The sequence below is a fragment of the Methylorubrum extorquens genome, assembly GCF_024169925.1.
Classification (GTDB): domain Bacteria; phylum Pseudomonadota; class Alphaproteobacteria; order Rhizobiales; family Beijerinckiaceae; genus Methylobacterium; species Methylobacterium extorquens_A.
Genome location: NZ_JALJXF010000001.1, coordinates 4668097 through 4685000 on the forward strand (window position 1 = coordinate 4668097; position 16904 = coordinate 4685000).

General features: G+C 66.5%; 15 protein-coding genes and 1 tRNA gene (1 of these 16 running past the window's edge). All 16 read right to left on the minus strand.

What is annotated here, in order from left to right; genetic code table 11:
- Window positions 1-42 precede the first annotated feature (42 nt).
- Window positions 43-2454 (minus strand): TonB-dependent siderophore receptor, encoded by a 2412-nt coding sequence (locus J2W78_RS21780; RefSeq protein WP_253373675.1) that lies wholly within the window; start codon window positions 2452-2454, stop codon window positions 43-45.
- Between the two features lie 229 nt (window positions 2455-2683).
- Window positions 2684-3796 carry a PLP-dependent cysteine synthase family protein gene (locus J2W78_RS21785; RefSeq protein WP_367399386.1) on the minus strand — a complete coding sequence of 371 codons (1113 nt, stop codon included), beginning with the start codon at window positions 3794-3796 and terminating at the stop codon, window positions 2684-2686.
- On the minus strand, window positions 3793-4392 hold the full coding sequence (locus J2W78_RS21790; RefSeq protein ID WP_253373676.1) for a LysE family translocator: 600 nt from the start codon (window positions 4390-4392) through the stop codon (window positions 3793-3795). The genes J2W78_RS21785 and J2W78_RS21790 overlap by 4 nt, the downstream gene beginning before the upstream one ends.
- Window positions 4393-4593: 201 nt before the next feature.
- A complete protein-coding gene (locus tag J2W78_RS21795; protein WP_253373677.1) occupies window positions 4594-5703 on the minus strand; it encodes a TlpA family protein disulfide reductase in 1110 nt (369 codons plus the stop codon).
- A gap of 200 nt (window positions 5704-5903) precedes the next feature.
- Window positions 5904-6419 (minus strand): hypothetical protein, encoded by a 516-nt coding sequence (locus J2W78_RS21800; protein ID WP_253373678.1) that lies wholly within the window; start codon window positions 6417-6419, stop codon window positions 5904-5906.
- 89 nt (window positions 6420-6508) lie between these two features.
- Entirely contained in the window at window positions 6509-7786 is a 1278-nt protein-coding gene (locus tag J2W78_RS21805; RefSeq protein WP_253373679.1) for a M16 family metallopeptidase, read from the minus strand.
- A 15-nt stretch (window positions 7787-7801) separates the two neighbouring features.
- Window positions 7802-9121 carry a M16 family metallopeptidase gene (locus J2W78_RS21810; protein WP_253373680.1) on the minus strand — a complete coding sequence of 440 codons (1320 nt, stop codon included), beginning with the start codon at window positions 9119-9121 and terminating at the stop codon, window positions 7802-7804.
- Between the two features lie 55 nt (window positions 9122-9176).
- Window positions 9177-10061: an energy transducer TonB family protein gene (locus tag J2W78_RS21815; protein WP_253373681.1), complete on the minus strand. Its 885-nt coding sequence runs from the start codon at window positions 10059-10061 to the stop codon at window positions 9177-9179.
- A complete protein-coding gene (gene exbD / locus J2W78_RS21820; protein ID WP_253373682.1) occupies window positions 10058-10495 on the minus strand; it encodes a TonB system transport protein ExbD in 438 nt (145 codons plus the stop codon). Before exbD ends, J2W78_RS21815 begins: the two co-directional genes overlap by 4 nt.
- 4 nt (window positions 10496-10499) lie before the next feature.
- Window positions 10500-11180: a tonB-system energizer ExbB gene (gene exbB, locus J2W78_RS21825; protein WP_367399385.1), complete on the minus strand. Its 681-nt coding sequence runs from the start codon at window positions 11178-11180 to the stop codon at window positions 10500-10502.
- A gap of 587 nt (window positions 11181-11767) precedes the next feature.
- A complete protein-coding gene (locus J2W78_RS21830; protein WP_253373684.1) occupies window positions 11768-12748 on the minus strand; it encodes a Hint domain-containing protein in 981 nt (326 codons plus the stop codon).
- A gap of 172 nt (window positions 12749-12920) precedes the next feature.
- Entirely contained in the window at window positions 12921-13889 is a 969-nt protein-coding gene (locus J2W78_RS21835; protein WP_253373685.1) for a Hint domain-containing protein, read from the minus strand.
- A gap of 1121 nt (window positions 13890-15010) precedes the next feature.
- A complete protein-coding gene (locus J2W78_RS21840; protein WP_253373686.1) occupies window positions 15011-15214 on the minus strand; it encodes a helix-turn-helix domain-containing protein in 204 nt (67 codons plus the stop codon).
- 414 nt (window positions 15215-15628) lie between these two features.
- Window positions 15629-15705, minus strand: a tRNA-Arg gene (locus tag J2W78_RS21845).
- Between the two features lie 373 nt (window positions 15706-16078).
- Complete coding sequence (locus J2W78_RS21850; protein ID WP_253373687.1) at window positions 16079-16537, minus strand: YeeE/YedE family protein; 459 nt, start codon at window positions 16535-16537, stop codon at window positions 16079-16081.
- Window positions 16534-16904, minus strand: partial view of a YeeE/YedE family protein gene (locus J2W78_RS21855; protein WP_253373688.1) — the 3' portion only. The gene runs 40 nt beyond the window's last position; 371 of the gene's 411 nt are visible here — the last part of the coding sequence; its start codon lies off the right edge, out of view; the stop codon is at window positions 16534-16536. Before J2W78_RS21855 ends, J2W78_RS21850 begins: the two co-directional genes overlap by 4 nt.

Consider the following 16904-nt stretch of genomic DNA (forward strand, 5'->3'; position numbering starts at 1 on the left):
GGCCGGAACGCGGTCATAGACGGTTGCTGAATTGAGGGACTTTCATTCGAATGAGTATCTAGCTTGGAGAGTGAACGTTCTGCCTTCTCCGATGCCAACAAAGTTGGCGGAATAGCTCGTAAGATAATGGTATTTGTCGAATATGTTGTTGGCGCGAAGTTGAACGGACCAGCGATCGAAGTCATATCCGATCAGCGCATTCGCTGTGACGTATCCCGGAACCTCGAACGACGGGCCGCCGATCCCCGAGAGATAGACGAGGCTGTTCGAATTCCCGCGTCCACCGAGGCCGACTGTCAGGCCCTGAAATAGCCCGCCTTGGAAAGCGTAGGTTCCCCAGACGCTTCCGGTGTATTGAGGGACTCCATCCAGCTGAATCAAGAACCCGGAATTGTTTGGAGATTTGGAAATGACCGACGAAAACGAGCCTATCAAGTTGAGGCCAGGAAATATCTCGCCCTGAACATCCAGCTCAAATGCTCGTGAATTTTGCCCACTGATGAGTTCGACAAAATTACACCCCCGCACGGGATCGCAGCGCGCGACATTTGTCGCGGCGATGTCAGAATATGAAGTTGTGACGCTCAGCTTCTTATCAAACAGAAAGAATCGTCCGCCGACTTCCCACTGATCGCGGTCCTCAGGAGGGGCCGCTTGCCCGGTCGTGCCAAGTTGACCAAGTTGCGGCCGGAACCCGTTCGAGCGGTTTCCCCAAACGGTGAAGTAGGGGGTGACGTCGAATGCAGCACCGGATACCCACGACAGGCCTTCGATACGACTGACATCGACGTCCCTGCGGCCTGAAAGACCAAACCAGGAATCGTACCGAGCTTGATCGTAACGCACTTGTCCAAAGATATGAAGTCGATTGTCGAGTGTATCGAATTTCTCAAGATAGTAATATCCAACTTGTTTTGATTCGTTGTTTGTGTAATTTCCTGGAGAGAGCGGATATTCTCTAAACAAGCCTTGCTGGGGAAGTCCGTTATTTGGGTTTATCCCGATGATTGGACTCACGTTGTTTGATGATTTGAATTCAGTTGATTGATAGTCGAGTCCAAATGTTGAGGTTTGCTTGGCAAAACCGGCATCATAGGTCAATGTTATGTCAGATCTATTGATGAGGCGCGTTCCTGCAAAGCTATTGAAAATCTGTCTAGCTGCGTAATTTGTTCGGGATCCGGTGGGTTCCCGACGTCTTAGCCATGTGAATGTGTTTACATCATCAGAAAATACATCGTAGTTAAATTTGTTGTTTATCGTTGTGTCAAAGCCCAGAATATCGCCAAAGCGATGGGTGAAATCTGAATAAACTGTTGTATTTGTGTTCCGAGCGCCCAAATCTCGATTTATATATGGCGTGCCTCTCGGGATTCGTACGGCAGGCCGGAGGGGGCTGCCGGCGAAGTCTAAGAACGTAAACTGGGGCGTCAGCCGTCTGAGTTCGACGTGGCGCAGCCCTGCCAGGATCGAAGTATCAGCGCCCTCCCAGCGGACGACAGGAGAAATCAAGGTTTCGTAGCGATCACGATAGCCGGCATAGTTCGAGTCGGCATGAGTGCCGGCAAGGTTGAAGCGATACGTCAGCCCTTCCGTACCTGCGAGCGGCCCGCCGAGATCGACGGCAAGCGTCTTGAAGTTGAAAGAGCCGTATCGGACCACCACATCGCGTATCTCGCGGCTCGTTGGCTGCTTGGCTGCGATGTTGATGACGCCGCCGTTCGCTGTCGCCCCGGTCAGAATGGAAGTCGGGCCTTTCAAAACCTCCACACGCTCGACATCGTCGATCGGCACGGCAGCGGTGCCCGTATTGCCGTATCCGGCCGCGCCCATTCCGTTGACGGTCACGGCGCCGCCTTGGAAGCCACGAATGGTGAAAGTTGGGTTGGTCGGATCCGATGCGCCGAGCGTAACGCCCGAGATGTTCTGCGCCGCATCCAGCGTGCTTGTTACAACCTGCGAGCGGATAACGTTCGAGGTCACCGCATCGATCTTGATTGGAATTTCCTTGGCCTCGGCGCCCGCCAAGCGCACCGTGTCGCCCGCGGTGCCCGCCTGAAACCCGGTATCGCCGAAGCGGGACAGCGTGCCCTCGTCGGTCACGTCGATGGCGGCGATGTCGCCGAGACCTGCCGCTGCGGCGGAGGGGGAGGTGCCGGTATCGGCAATGACGGTGACGCCGCCACCCGAGCCCGGCACCATGCGCAGACCCGTGCCAGCCAGGACGACGGCCAGCGCCTCGCGCACCGTCAGGCGACCTTGAACGGCGATGGCTCGGCGTCCCGCAGCGATCTCGGGCGGGAAGGAGATCATGATGCCGCCCTGCCGCGAGATGGCGACCAGCGTACGGGCAAGGTCTCCGGCGGGCATGTTGAAGTCGATCTGCGTATCGAGGCCGGCTTGTGCCGGGCCGACGCTTGCCACCAAAGCTACGATGACCGGAAGTCCGGCCATACCAGCTGATTGCCCCCAAACTCTGAACATCGCGGCCTCTTGAATCTGGCTCTCCCCTCCTTGTCTGAGCCGGCCGCCAAATCCCCACGGTCGAGCTTGAAAAAAGACGGACGCCGCGCCTGGCCGCGCTCCGACGATCGTTGTGCGGGGCAGACGCCGCCATGAAGCCGCGCTCCGGATCCGGCGGCGATCCGGATTCGGAGCGCGATGGGGGCGGCTGACGGACGGGTCAGGCCGCGAGACGCGCGTCGGGCAAGACGCCGCTCTCGAAGAAGGCTTCCATGGCCGCGATGTAGGGATCGAGCACGAGGCCGCGCTCGGCCAGCCAGTGCGGATCGAGATGGGTGCTGCGGTAACGCTCGCCGGAATCGCACAGCAGCGTCACCACCGACCCGGTGTCTCCGGCCGCAGCCATCCCGGCGATGATCCGGGCGGCGGCCCAGAGATTGGTGCCGGTCGACCCGCCGCAGGATCGTCCGAGCCGCTCCGACAGCACCCGTGCCGCGGCGAGGCTGGCCATGTCCGGCACCGCCTCAGCCCGGTCGATCAGTTCGGGCAGGAAGGACGGCTCGCAGCGCCCACGGCCGATCCCCTCGATGATCGAGGACTGCCCGTCGGCGGTGCGCACCGAGCGGTCGGCCAAGTGGCGGTGGAAGACCGAGGCCTGCGGATCGGCGAGGCAGAGCCGCGTCGTCAGCCGCTGGTAGCGGATGAAGCGGCCGATCGTGGCGGAGGTGCCGCCGGTTCCGGCACCGACGACGACCCAGGCGGGGACCGGGTGCGCCTCGCGGGCCATCTGCGCGAAGGTCGACTCGGCGATGTTGTTGTTGCCGCGCCAGTCCGTCGCTCGCTCGGCGAAGGTGAACTGGTCCATGTAATGGCCGCCGAGGGTGGCCGCGAGCCGCTCGGCCTCGGCATAGACCGCGCACGGCGTCTCGACGAAGTGGCAGCGCCCGCCGTAGCGGGTGATCTGCACGACCTTCTCGGCGGAGGTCGCCCGCGGCATCACCGCGACGAAGGGCAGACCCAGAAGCTGCGCGAAGTAGGCCTCGCTCACCGCAGTGGAGCCGCTCGAAGCCTCGACCACCGTGGTATCCGGCCCGATCCGCCCGCTGCACAGGCCGTAGAGGAACAGCGAGCGCGCCAGCCGATGCTTGAGGCTGCCGGTGGGATGGGTCGATTCGTCCTTGAGGTAGAGGTCGATGCCGAGATGGGCCGGCAGCGGCACCCGCAGGAGGTGGGTGTCGGCCGAGCGGTTGAAGTCGGCCTCGATTGTCTCGACCGCCTCGGTAATCCAGCGGCGCGCCCGCGCGGTATCCTTCGGGTCGGAATGACCGGTCACGCGAGCCTCCCGGTCGCCTGCGCGACCCCGGCACCGATGAGGAGAAGGCCCGTGGCACGCCGGAACAGGCGTCCGCCGGTGCGGCGCAGAAGTGTGCCGGCCAGGGCCCAGGTCATCGCCGAAACCAGGGAGAGGACGCAGAACGTGGCCTGGAGGAGGGCGAGTTGGGGCAGGATGGGCTCCGCCTCGTCGACGAACTGGGGCAGCAGCGCGCAGAAGAAGGCGATGCCCTTCGGGTTGAGCGCGGTCACGAGGAAGACGCCGACGAAGGGCCGCCCGCCGCAGGCCTGCCCTGGGGCTTGCGAGGCCGAGGCCCGGCCGAACAGGGCCGTGAGGCCGAGCCCGATCAGATAGATCGCTGCCGCGGTCTTGAGGATCAGCAGCAGGCCCGCGGAAGCCGCGAGCAGCGCGCCGAGGCCGAAATTGCAGATGGCGAGGGCGACGGCGTCACCCAGCACCGCACCCGCGACGACGCGCGGAAGCGTGCCCGGGGCGCGCTGGGTCGCGTAGCGCAGGATGAGAAAGGATGTCGGCCCCGGCATCGCGAGCACGATGCAGGAGGTCGCCACGAAGGCGAGCCAGGTGTGGACGGTCATCTGAGGAAATTCGGATCGGGCCGGAGCGGGGCTCACCGCGGGACGGCATCCCCGCGTTGACAACGGATCGCCGGGGGCCGGGTCTCGCCCGCCGGCGCTGCGATCTCGCCCTTCTGTGGGACGAGATGCCGGAATTCACACGCCTTCCGCGCATTTTTTTCAAAAAGCGCGGAAGATAACATTTTTAAGTTGCGCGGGCCCTCACGCGTCGGCGAGGCGGCAGCTATCGCCCTCACAGATCACCGTCGGAGGCAGAGGCAGCGGCGGGGCGGCGGTCACGCAGCGATCCATCAGGGCGTCGATCTCGGCCAACGCCTCCGGAGTTGCCCCGGCTTCGAGGCCGGCCTGCCGTGCCTCGGCGGCGCGGAACGCCGCCGCGCTCGATCGACCCGAGGCAAGCAGGGCCCCCGCAAGACTGTGCGAGACGCGCATGACGAGGCCGGGACTCGCCTCAGGGCCGATCAGCAGCCGTACCCGCTCCAGCGCCTCGACGCTCAGAGCCGCGGTGCGCCGCCGCGGGGAGCCTTCCAGGGTCCCGATTCGATCCATCAGGCTCGTCCCTAGCTTGAACAGCGTGTTGAGGTCGTCGGACGCAGCCTGCGTGATCAAGTGCAGTCCGTAGTCCAGCGCCGCGTCGCTCTCGGGCGCGAGCTGCTTGAACTTGCCGAAGCCATGGGTCCGTTCGAGGGCGGGTTCGGCCGCGAAGGCCGCGTCGTAGGCCCGGATCATCCCCTCCCGGTCGCCCGCGTCGAAACAGGCTTTGACCGCCCTCTCCAGGGCTCTGGCTTCGCGAACCTTGTTCTGCACGAGTTGCCGGCGGTGCGCTTCGGCCATGGCAGGCAGGTCCCAGCGCCCCTCGACCACCGCTGCGAGCGGCTCGTCGATTTCCATCGGGTGGCCGATCCAGGCAATCCGGTTCTCGCCGTCGACGATGAAGGCGGTCGGTACGCCCTGCTCGTAGGCGGCATCGCACCACGCGGCGCGCATCCAGGTCCGCCGCGTGCCCTCGGCCGGCGCCCGATCGACGGCGATCCGGTAGCTGATTGCCTCGTCCCGCTCGTGGACGAAGGCCCGCACCTCGTCGAGATCCGTCCATCCCACCGCGACGCCGATGATCGGAACCGCTCGGTGGCGATTCTGGAGGTCCGTGAGGTGCGGGATGCTGGCCTTGCAGGGGCCGCACCACGTCGCCCAGAACTCGATGACGTGGACCGTGCCCGGAGCGAAGGCGGCGATCGGCTCGCCCTTCAGGAAGGTCTCGACCTCGATCGCCGGCGCCGGGTCACCGACCAGCAGTTCCGAATGGGACATCAGCGTGAACCTTTTGCGGGCCTGCGCCGGATCGCGGCGGGGCGGAACGATCGTCGGCCGGTCCCTCAGTCGGGGCGTGCGGTATCCGAGCTGACGGCGATGAGTTGTCGGGGACGACGGTGAGCGCTCACGAAACACCCGGTCGCGAGCCGTCCTCGCTCCGGCGAGGGACGTGCGGAGGGACGTTTCGTGAGGGACGCTTACTTGCGCGGACCGCGCACGGTCCGCGGCGACTCGACCGGGGCCGGTTCGGGTGGGGCCGTCACGGGAGCGGCCGCCGCGCCCTCGGGAGCGAGCGGCGCGCCGTCCGGCCCCACCACCAGCGCGGCACCGTAGGGCCCGGTGAGGGGTTGGAGCGCTTCGTTGATCGGGGCAATGGCGGCGTCGAAGGCGTGCAGCCCCTCGGTGATCGGAGCGACGATCACGCCGATCGGCGCGAAGATGGCGGAGGCGATATCCGGTCCGATCGCCTTCGCCGGCCGCGGGGGCCGCTCGGCCGGTGGAGTGACACCGGCGGAGGGAGCCGCTCCGGCCCCCAGGAGGGCGCCGCGCGCCTCCGCCGACGCCCCGCCCTCCGACGCTCGCCGCGAGTTCGCACCCTCCGCGGGCAAGCCGGGCGCGGCGGTCGAGCCCGCTCCCTGCGATGCGGGTTGCGCCAGGGCGGCGCCCGGCAAGGCAAGGATCAGTCCCAGGCTCATCACGACGATCGGTCTCATGCTCTGATCCCTCCGGTGTTCTCGTTCGCGCCAGGGCCGACCCTGTGCCGCGCGGTGCGCGGGATCGATCCCGTCACCTTGTCTTCGCCTCACAGTCCCGCCGGATCGCCGGCCGCCGCGACGAGCAGCCGGCCGTCGCCGAGCAGGCGCTCGGCCGCGCGCGCGGCGTCTTCCGGCGTCACCGCCGCGATCCGCCGGTTGCGCTCGTCGAACCAGCCCGGATCGCGACCGTCGAGTTGCAGCCCGAGCAGCAGGGCGGCGAGCGCCGGAGAGGTGTCGAGGCGCAGCTTGTGCGATCCGAGCAGGTAGCCCTTGGCCCGATCGACCTCGTCCGCACCGAGGCCCTCGCGGGAGACCCGGCGGATCTCGTCCTCGATCACGCCCAGCGCCTCGGCGGCGCGGTCGTTGCCCGTCGCGGTGGTGCCAACCAGGGTACAGGCACCGTCCGCCAGTTGGAGCGTCGAGCGGACGGCATAGCAGAGACCCCGCTTCTCCCGGACCTCGCGGAACAGGCGCGAGGAGAGGTCGCTGCCGCCGAGGCACTGGTTCACCACCATCGCGGGGGCGAAGTCCCGGTCCGTGCGGGCGATGCCGGGCCGTCCGAACCGGATCGTGGATTGCGGCAGGTCGAGCCGCGTCACCACCCGCTCGCCGAGGCCGCCGAGGACCGTGGGGGGCGTCGGTGCCACGGCCTCGGCCGGAAGTGCTGCGAAGGCGCGGTCGAGGGCGGCACCAAGCGCCTCCGGCCCGATCGCGCCGACGACGGCGACGCGAAGGTTGCCGCGGCTCAGCATACGCGCCTGCAGCGCGACGAGATCCTCGCGTCCGATGCGTTCGAGGCTGGCGAGGTCGCCGTTGGGTGGGCGGGCATAGGGATGCCCGGAAAAGCCGCGGGCGGCGAAGGCCCGGCCCGCCACGATCTCCGGCCGGCTGAGGCCGGCGCGCAGCTCGGAGGCGATCGCTCCCCGGATGCGGGCTACGTTATCCGGCGACAGGAGCGGGGCCTGCACCGCGTGACCAAGGAGGTCGAAGGCCTGCTCGGCGTTGCGCGACAGGGTCTTGAGTTCACCGCGAAGGCTGTCGCTCCAGATCGAGAAGGACAGCCGGATCGCCCGATCGCCGAGCGCACGCCGGAAGGCGCCACCCTCCAGCGGGCCGGCGCCTTCGCTCAGCAGGTCGGCGAGCATCCGCGCCGCGCCGGCCCGATCCGCCGGATCGAGGACGGGACCGCCGCGGAACCCGAACTGCGCCGACAGGATCGGCAGCGCGTGGTCCTCGATCAGCCAAGCCTCGATGCCGCCGGGGCTGCGCAGGCGCTGCACCCGATCGGCGAAGGCAACGGAGGGAGGGGCGACGTGGATCGTCATGGCGGGCGCCTCCTTTCAGGCCGCTTCGGGGCGGACGAGATGACCGGAGACGCCGCCCGGCCGATCCAGCAGGGACAGGGCCGCGGTCAGCGCCTCGGGCGTGACGGCTTCGATGCGGGCCTGCCATGTCGCCAGATGGTCGAGACTCAGGCCGCAGCACAGGGCCATGCCGTACCAGTTGGCGAGACTGACTTGGCTGTCCCGGGTGTAGAGCGCCTCGGCCACGAGCTGCGTCTTGGCGCGCTCGATGGCCCCGGCCTCGAAGCCGGTCCGGCGCAGCTCGCCCAGCGCCGCATCGACCGCGCGGTCGAGATACTCGGGCGTGGTGCCGGGAACGGGCAGGCCGTGGATGTAGAAGCGCGAGCGGCCGGCGAAGTAGGGACTCCAATAGGCCGCCTGCATGCGGGTGGCGCACGCGCGCTCGACGACGAGCCGCGTATGCAGGAACGACGTATCGTCGCCGCCGAGCAGGAAGGCGAGCAGTTCCAGCGCCTCGGCCTCGCCGGCCGCCGCCGTGCGGGGCGAGGGCACGGTGTGGAGCCGCATCAGTTGCGGCTCGCTCACGGTCGCGTCCGCCAGCGTCACCTGGCGGTGGGCACGGGTCGGCGGATCCTGGGGATGGCTCCGCGCGAGGGGCGAACCCGAGGCGGGGATCGACCCGTAGATCTTCGCGGCAAGTTCCAGCACCGCCTGCGGCTCGGCATCGCCGGCGACGAGGAGGAGGGCGTTCTCGGGCGTGTAGAAGCGCCGATAATAGGCGAGGGCGTCCGCTCGGGTCAGTCCCTCGATCTCGTGGCGCCAGCCGATGATGGGCCGTCCGGCCGGGTGAGAGGGGATCGCGGCGGCCGCCAGGGCCTCTCCGAGGAGCCCGGCCGGGTTGGCGTCGGCGACCATGGAGCGCTCTTCCAGCACAACGGCACGCTCGGTCGCCACCACGGCCTCATCGAGCACGAGGCCGCGCATCCGGTCAGCCTCGTACGCCATGCAGGTGGGCAGGTGCTCCCGGGGCACGCGCTGATGGTAGGCGGTGAAGTCCCAGCCCGTGAACGCATTCTCCTCGCCGCCCACGGAGGCCAGCAGGGTGCTGAACGTACCGGCCGGATGCGCTTCGGTGCCCTTGAACATCAGGTGTTCGAGGAAGTGGGCGATGCCCGACTTGCCCGGCGGATCGTCGGCCGAACCGTTGCGGTACCAGACCATGTGCGTGACGATCGGGCTGCGGCGGTCCGGGATGACGACAACCTGCATCCCGTTGTCGAGCCGGAAGGCCGAGGCGGGCACGGCCGCCACGGAGGCCGCGCGCGCGCTCGAGGAGGGGGACGAATTCGGAAGCATCGGTCTCGGTTTCTTGCCAGTTGCGGCCTCCCGGCACCGGGAGGCCTTCGTCGTCTCAGCGTCGGTTGAAGTCCACCGGGATCGTCTGCATCAGCGCTTGGCCGCCGGGCGGCGGAGGGTAGGGCGCGGCGCGGTAGACCACCGCGACCGCCTCGCTATCGAGGGCCGCGTTGCCGGATGAGACGACGAGGCGTACGCCCGTCACGCTGCCGGTGCCCGTGAACGTCGCGCTGACGACCGCCACGCCGGTTGCCCTCATCGCTCCGGGCGGGAACCGCTTGGCGCGCACGATGCGGGCCCGCATGTCGTTCTGCCAGGTTGCCCGCGAGGCCTGACTGACCGCCGAACCGGCGGCGGAAGCGGCGGTCCGGTCCGCGTTCTGCTGGTCTGAGCGTGGGCCGCCGCCTCTGCGGAAGGCTGGCTTCGACTGTTCCTTCTTCTCGACGGTTTTCTCGGGCTTCTTCTCGACCGGCTTCTTTTCCAGCTTCTTCTCGGGCGGCTTCGGATTGGGCTTCTTGTCCGGCTTGGGCGGAGTCGGCGGCAGCACGGCCTGCGGCTTCACCTCGGGAGGCGGAGGCGGCGCTTCGACGACCGGCTCCACGTCCGGCGGCGGCGGGGCTTCTTCGACCGGTTCCGACTCGGGCGTTGCTTCGGAATCCGCGGCCGGCGGTCCCTCCGCCGCGTTGTCCGTCTCGGACTTCGCCACGGTGGGCTCGGGCGACATGTCGATCATCACCGCCGCCGGCAGTTCCGATGGTGTGGGCGGTACCTCGGCCTGACGAGTCAGGGCGAGGTAGAGGCCGACATGGACGCCCAGCGTCAGCAGGCCCGCCGCCGCCCAGGCCAGGATCCGGAGCGCCGGCGAGGATTCACGGCTCTCCAGATGCGTACGTTCCAACTCGGTGGCCCGCACGAAGGCTTCGGGCGGCGGATGGATCATGGCTGACCTCCGCCGGAGACGTCTTCGAGGCCGACGAGGCCGACCTTGAGGTAGCCGGCGGCGCGCAACAGGTTCATCACCGCCATCAGCTCGCCGTAGGGCACGCCCTTGTCGGCGCGCAGGAAGATGCGCTCGTCCTTATTGCCCTTGGTGGCCGCGTCGAGGGCGGCGCCCAGGGCCGGACGCGCCACGGCGTCCTCACCCAGCGCGACGCCGAGATCGGCTTTCACGCTGACGAAGATCGGCTTCTCGGGGCGCGGCTGCTGCGGCGCGGCGGAGACCGGCAACTCGACCGGCACGTCGACGGTCGAGAGGGGGGCAGCCACCATGAAGATGATCAGCAGCACCAGGATCACGTCGATGAACGGCGTGATGTTGATGTCGGCGTTCTCCGTCAGATCGCCGCCGTCGTTGGATCCGAGATTGACCGCCATGCGCCTACTCCGCCGCGACGCGAATGCCGGACTTGGCGCCGTAAGTGGCGATCTCGCGGCGGTCGAGGTCGCGCGAGAGGTGGCGCATGATCAGGGCGACAGCGTCGCCCGTCATGGCACGGTAGCCGGTGATGGAGCGGGTCAGCGCGTTGTAGATCACGACGGCGGGGATCGCCGCGACGAGACCGATTCCGGTGGCCAGCAGCGCCTCGGCGATGCCCGGTGCCACGACGGCGAGGTTGGTGGTGTTGGAGTTGGCGATGCCGATGAAGCTGCCCATGATGCCCCAGACCGTGCCGAACAGGCCGACGAAGGGGCCGATCGAGCCGATGGTGGCCAGGATGCCGGTGCCAGAGGCCATGCGCTTGCTGACCATCGCCTCGATCCGGCCCAGCGCGATCGCCGCGCGCTCCTTCACGCCGTCGCTCGGCAGCCCCCGGGACAGGGTGAGTTCCTCCTCGGCCTCGACCAGGAGGAGGGCGCCGACGCCGCGGCGAACCCTCTGTCCGGCTTCCGCCAGGGTAGCGGACGCCCGGATCTCCTTGAGGTTGGCCCGCATTCCCCGCTTGGCCATGGCGAGACTCAAGATCTTCCCCAGCAAGATGGTCCAGGTCACCACCGAAGCGGCGGCGAGGACGATCATCACGGCCTGCACGACGGGATCGGCGTTCAGGAACATGCCCATCGGCGAAAGGTCGTGCGAGACAACCGGCTTCCGGGGGGCGGCCGGAATCTCCGCAGGCGCCGCAGCGACCGGGGTGGAATCGGTGACGGGTTCAGCAGGTCCGGTCGCGGTGGCCGCGGGCGGCGCCGGCTGTGCCTCTTGCGCCGCAGCGGGCGCTGAGACGGCGAGGGCGCCGAGGAGGATCCCCGCCGCCACGGTCCGAGCTAAACGCCATCCGAGACCCGGAATTGACATCGACCTTTGCAAGTCTTTCGTTGCTGTCATCGCGCTTCCACCTTCGTTGCGGTGACCGTCGGGTTTCGAAGGCTCTGTGCAACGAGGCCGGCAAACTGACACGGCATCGACTCGTTTTTTCGGATCGCGCGGATGAAAGGTCGGAATGCCTACGCCCCTTGTCGAACCGGCGAGGCGGGAGCGATCATCGACATCGTGCCGCGCGGCGTGCTCGGAGCAGCGTCCCGAAAACGAGCCCCCAGCGCATCGCCCCCGATCCGAAATCCGGGGCGATGCGCTGGGGGGGCGGTGATCACATCGATGGAAGCCGGCGACGCGCGCCGGCTCGAACGCGGGGCCTTACTCCCGCGTGCTCAGGCGAAGCTGTTGTTCTCGGCTCCCTCGGCCCAAGCGCAATGATCGGTCAGCGCCTGGACGAAGAGGGCGTCGAGGCGGGCGCGCTCGGCCTTGACGAGGGGGCCGTCGACGGCGACGGGCCGGCAGCGGCCTGCGAGGCCGGGAGGTACGAAGTCCGGGTTGTGCAGGGCGTGGTCGGAGGCACCCTCGAAAAACGGCCGGCAGCCGAAGTCGAGGAAACTCTCGGCGGGAAGGCCCTCGGCGAGCAGGATGTCGTGCGCATCCAGTTCGACGTGCCAGTAGACGACGCTCGTCGCATCGGTGCGGGCGATGGAGGTGCCGTTGATCAGACACATGACCGGCACGAGTACGCCGCCCTGGCCGTCGGCATCGGCTCCCACGAGCACCGGATGACCGGGCGAGAGGAAGAGGTCGCGCGCGGGCAGGCCGGGTCCGAACGCACCGGCCCGGATCTGGACGGGCGCCTGATCGGCGGGCATCGGCCGGCTGTCGCTGCCGAGCTGGCGCTGGCCGATCCACGTGATCGGACGGTGCCGGCCGGAGGCGGTGACCGCTGTGTCGCCGATCTGCAGATCTTCTACGGCGATCGCCCCGCGCGTCGTCAGGATGCGTGTACTCGATACGAAGCAGAGAGCGAAGGCCTCAGTTGAGTATGTAATCGGTGTATCGGGCTCATAAGACTCATCGGAATACATAAAGTATATGTATTCGCCCCTGGCTGTCGAGAAGGCCCGCGCCACGACGCCGCTGCCATCCGCAATCTGCCCGACATATTCCCTATTGGTAAAAGTCGTTTGCCTGCCGTTTATGTCTTGAACGACCTGCATGTTGTCGTTCGGAGTGTCGCCGAGCACATTGAGGCTGTCGGATCCGCTTGCTGCCGGCAGATCCGTCAGGGTGAATGTGCCTGAAGTTCCTCCAGAGGGGCTTGCGGAGGCGATCTGATCGGCACCGGAGCCACCGGACGTCGAACTCAAAGAATAGAGTCGGGAGAAAGATTGGGTCGGTGCAGGTGTCGATGCCATAGTTTGCCCCGTTTATCGGTTGATTCAGTCGATGCCGTCTTGCGTCGATACGGAGGAAGGATCGACGCACACTTGGAAGCGGACCGGTTCCAGGAGCTCGGTGGCCTTTGAGCTGTCGTCGGTTCTAAGCGGCGGTCGGGATGACGCCCTCGGCCCAAGCGCAATGATCGGTCAGCGCCTGGACGAAGAGGGCGTCGAGGCGGGCGCGCTCGGCCTTGACGAGGGGGCCGTCGACGGCGACGGGCCGGCAGCGGCCTGCGAGGCCGGGAGGTACGAAGTCCGGGTTGTGCAGGGCGTGGTCGGAGGCACCCTCGAAAAACGGCCGGCAGCCGAAGTCGAGGAAGCTTTCGGCGTGAAGGCCCTCGGCGAGCAGGATGTCGTGCGCATCCAGTTCGACGTGCCAGTAGACGACGCTCGTCGCATCGGTGCGGGCGATGGAGGTGCCGTTGATCAGACACATGACCGGCACGAGTACGCCGCCCTGGCCGTCGGCATCGGCTCCCACGAGCACCGGATGACCGGGCGAGAGGAAGAGGTCGCGCGCGGGCAGGCCGGGTCCGAACGCACCGGCCCGGATCTGGACGGGTGCCTGATCGGCGGGCATCGGCCGGCTGTCGCTGCCGAGCTGGCGCTGGCCGATCCACGTGATCGGGCGGTGCCGGCCGGAGGCGGTGACCGCCGTGTCGCCGATCTGTAGATCTTCTACGGCGATCGCCCCGCGCGTCGTCAGGATGCGCGTGCCCGATACGAAGCAGAGGGCATTGGCTTCTTGCGAAAAGCTCGAGCTGGGGACGACATCAAACTGACTATAGCTCGTTCCGTTCGAGAACAGGATATAGCCAAAACCGTCTGGGCTTCTGGCTGGGGAGAATCGAACGATTGTCCCGTTGTCCGAGGATTTTCCCCAATAGGTGTAATCTCTTGGTGTAATGAAGAAACCTGGAGGATCCGATGTGATGGCTGCGGACTCATTGGGCGTGTCACCCAAAACGCCATTGCCATTGCCGCCATCGGTAATCGTGAAGCTGGTTTCTCGCATGATGTTTCCGACCCGGAAGCTGCTGGCAGCAGCGTCGGTCGGAGTCAGTTCCACGTAGGTATTGTATGTTGCCGAGGGAGCGGGTCCAGACGACATTTTGAGGCCTCCAGCTACACATCATGGCGGCAGAACATGCCGTCGGGTTTTGTAGTATGTAACTTTATATTTGGATTATAGGTAATTATTCAAATATTTGTCCGGATTATTTCAAGAAATTTAATCGCCATTTCCTTCGACAGCACCTGGACGATGGGGCGGACGTGTCACTCGAGCCCATAGGGCCGTTGGCATGCCATGGCCCGCCCCTTGCGGCTAAGCTTTCGAAAGCCCTGTGTGACGGCTCCGAAAAAATCGCACGCGATTTCGCGTTTTTTTTCATCGGGGGTTTTTTCGGAGCCGTACCCGATCAAGTTGCGTCATAGCCAGCAGGTGCGAGGTAGGCTCGACATTCGGCCGGCGCTGATCGCATGGCTCCGAGATCTCTGAAGTCGCTGAGGCCGCGCCTACCGACATCGGCCCGCTTGGCGGGCATGGGCTCAGAGGCGGATATGCGCGATGACCTCCTCGGGCCGGATTGGCGGCACCAACCGGATGCGACCCGGCCATCCGTGCTCCTGACGGCATGAGCGCGACGGCGCCCCACGGTCAGGGGAGCGCCGATCGGGGGTGGGACTGCCATCGCCAGGGCCGACCCGGTCTAGGACAGGTCCGCAATTCGTACCGACACATTCGTTCTGTCCGCCAGGGCGACCGCGCCGACAGGGTCGGTGGGGTGACCCGGTCGGCGCCTCACGTGTGCACTTGGCCGTTCAGCCTTGCCCGATGCCAAGCGAGCTGCATCGGGAGGCGAGCCTTGCGGTTCTGCGAACCTTGCAAAGACATCCGAAGGCCGTCACTCGAAACGCGGTCGACCGTCGCATCGACGACGCCAGGTTCCTCGACGTGGCAAACGACCCGAGAGCGGACAGAGACGTCCTTCTCGATGACGGGGTGCAGATCACGCCGCCCGATGACAGGAAGCGGCAGGCGCATTCCTCGCCTAGCGGGCGCAGGATGCGTCCGGGCAACATGACGGCCGAGGCCCGGCGCGTCGTGCCTGCCCCCTCCGGCATCGGCCCCACACCGGAGCGGCGGAATGGCCCTCGGTCGCGTGACCGATCTCCGGGCCGCGCATCTCAGGAGTTTTTCATCCAGAACATCAGTGTCTCGCCACTCTCCCGGTGGGCATCGACCCGCCGGCCCACTCCGACATCGCGCGGGTTCACGCCGTAGAGGGTGTGGAAGGCCTTGCTGAAGCCTTTCAGGCTCTCGTAGCCGCAGGCGTAGGCCACGCCGGAGACGCGGGGCGGCCCTTCCTCGACCCCGGACAGCATTCGCATGGCCCGCGCAAGGCTGCCGGTTGCGGATGTAGGTCATCGCGCCTCCATCGGCTTCGAACAGGGCGTAGAGGTAGCTCTTGAGCGGGGCCCTCTCGCTTTCACGATACGCTGTGGAGCGGAGCAATCACGCTGCGCCTTGATCTATACGCGATCAGCGATGCCTGGCGCTGGCGTCTAGCAAGCGTTCATACGCTCTGTTGGCACCGCTTCACGTCACGGTGCGGAGATCAGTCCCAGGGCATGTCAGCCGTTAAACGTGTTGCTCCCGTCCTGCACGGAGCAACTCGCTGCCGGTCAGCGATGATCGTAACCCATCGTAAAATACGAACTCGCGTTGTGGCCTGTGTCAGCTGCATTTTGCCGGCCAAGGTCAATGAAAAACCCGCCAAGTCATTGACTGGCGGGCGGAATTTCTGGCGACCCCGGTAGGGCTCGAACCTACGACCTGCCGCTTAGAAGGCGGCTGCTCTATCCAGCTGAGCTACGGAGTCTGGGTGCCACGGGGCCAAAAGGCACGGGACCAAGGCGGGGTCAAGCCTCTCCCTGATCGGCAATTTCCCCTTCGAGAAGGTCCGGACGGTTCAAGTCCCCAGCTCACGTCTGAGCGAAGCACCCATCATCCTCGACCAACGGCCGACGGCCGAGGATCGGGCAAACGAAGTGCTTGAGCGCTCACTACAATGCGGTGCCACCACGTCGCTCGTGAAAGGAGTTCTGCTTCCGTCCAACGCGGATGCGGTCGCCAGATTGCAGCACGGGCGTTCAAGCGTAAGTGGCTGTCAGCGCATCATGGCCTACGCAGCAAAGTCCGATCCGACGGGGCGGTTCAGGTTCCCGCCGCGCCGCCTTCGCGGGGCACCGGCTTCATCGCCCGAGCGACGGTCGGGCGTCGCGTGACACCGGCTGGCGACCGACCGTGAAACGGTGGAGCAGCATGCCGATGAACATGGCCGCAACGAACAGGGCAACTTGGGGCAGGCCAAGGACGAGGCCGCTGAGGGCTGGGCCCGGGCAGAAGCCCGCGAGCCCCCAGCCGATGCCGAACAGCGCGGCGCCGCCGACGAGGCGGGCATCGGGCTTTGGATTGGTCGGTACCTCGAAGCGGGGAGCAAGCAACGGCTCTACCATCCGCGCCTTGAGCCCATAGCCCATCGCGGAAATGCCGACCGCCCCTGCGAGGACGAAAGCGAGGCTCGGGTCCCACTCCCCCGCAAAATCGAGAAAGCCCAGCACTTTCTCGGGATTCATCATGCCTGACAGAGCAAGGCCGAAGCCGAAGAGCAGGCCGCTCGCTAGTGCGGCCGCGAGGCGGAAGACGCTCATCGTGCGACTCCGTGCCGGAGCAGGAAGACGGTGATGATCGCCGTTGCCATGAAGGTGGCCACTGCAACGACGGAGCGCGCTGAAAGCCGTGCAAGGCCGCAAACGCCATGACCGCTGGTGCATCCCGAGCCGAGCCGCGTGCCGTAGCCAACGAGAAGACCGGCGGTCACGAGCAGCGACCACGGCGCATCGACCTGTACCTCCGGCCAATGCCCCGCCCCCAGCCGAAACAAGACCGGCCCGAGCAGCAGACCGATCAAGAAGACGACCCGCCAACCGAAGTTACGGCCGGACGGCTCGAGTAGACCGCCGAGGATGCCACTGATGCCGGCAATGCGACCGTTAGCGAGGAGCAGAAGTGCTGCGG

What these genes read in the sequence shown, in the direction of transcription:
- J2W78_RS21780 (WP_253373675.1), bottom strand. Translation starts at nt 2,454, where the DNA reads ATGGCCGGACTTCCGGTCATCGTAGCTTTGGTGGCAAGCGTCGGCCCG.
- J2W78_RS21790 (WP_253373676.1), bottom strand. Translation starts at nt 4,392, where the DNA reads ATGACCGTCCACACCTGGCTCGCCTTCGTGGCGACCTCCTGCATCGTG.
- J2W78_RS21795 (WP_253373677.1), bottom strand. Translation starts at nt 5,703, where the DNA reads ATGTCCCATTCGGAACTGCTGGTCGGTGACCCGGCGCCGGCGATCGAG.
- J2W78_RS21800 (WP_253373678.1), bottom strand. Translation starts at nt 6,419, where the DNA reads ATGAGACCGATCGTCGTGATGAGCCTGGGACTGATCCTTGCCTTGCCG.
- J2W78_RS21805 (WP_253373679.1), bottom strand. Translation starts at nt 7,786, where the DNA reads ATGACGATCCACGTCGCCCCTCCCTCCGTTGCCTTCGCCGATCGGGTG.
- J2W78_RS21810 (WP_253373680.1), bottom strand. Translation starts at nt 9,121, where the DNA reads ATGCTTCCGAATTCGTCCCCCTCCTCGAGCGCGCGCGCGGCCTCCGTG.
- J2W78_RS21815 (WP_253373681.1), bottom strand. Translation starts at nt 10,061, where the DNA reads ATGATCCATCCGCCGCCCGAAGCCTTCGTGCGGGCCACCGAGTTGGAA.
- exbD (WP_253373682.1), bottom strand. Translation starts at nt 10,495, where the DNA reads ATGGCGGTCAATCTCGGATCCAACGACGGCGGCGATCTGACGGAGAAC.
- exbB (WP_367399385.1), bottom strand. Translation starts at nt 11,180, where the DNA reads ATGGGCATGTTCCTGAACGCCGATCCCGTCGTGCAGGCCGTGATGATC.
- J2W78_RS21840 (WP_253373686.1), bottom strand. Translation starts at nt 15,214, where the DNA reads ATGCGAATGCTGTCCGGGGTCGAGGAAGGGCCGCCCCGCGTCTCCGGC.
- J2W78_RS21850 (WP_253373687.1), bottom strand. Translation starts at nt 16,537, where the DNA reads ATGAGCGTCTTCCGCCTCGCGGCCGCACTAGCGAGCGGCCTGCTCTTC.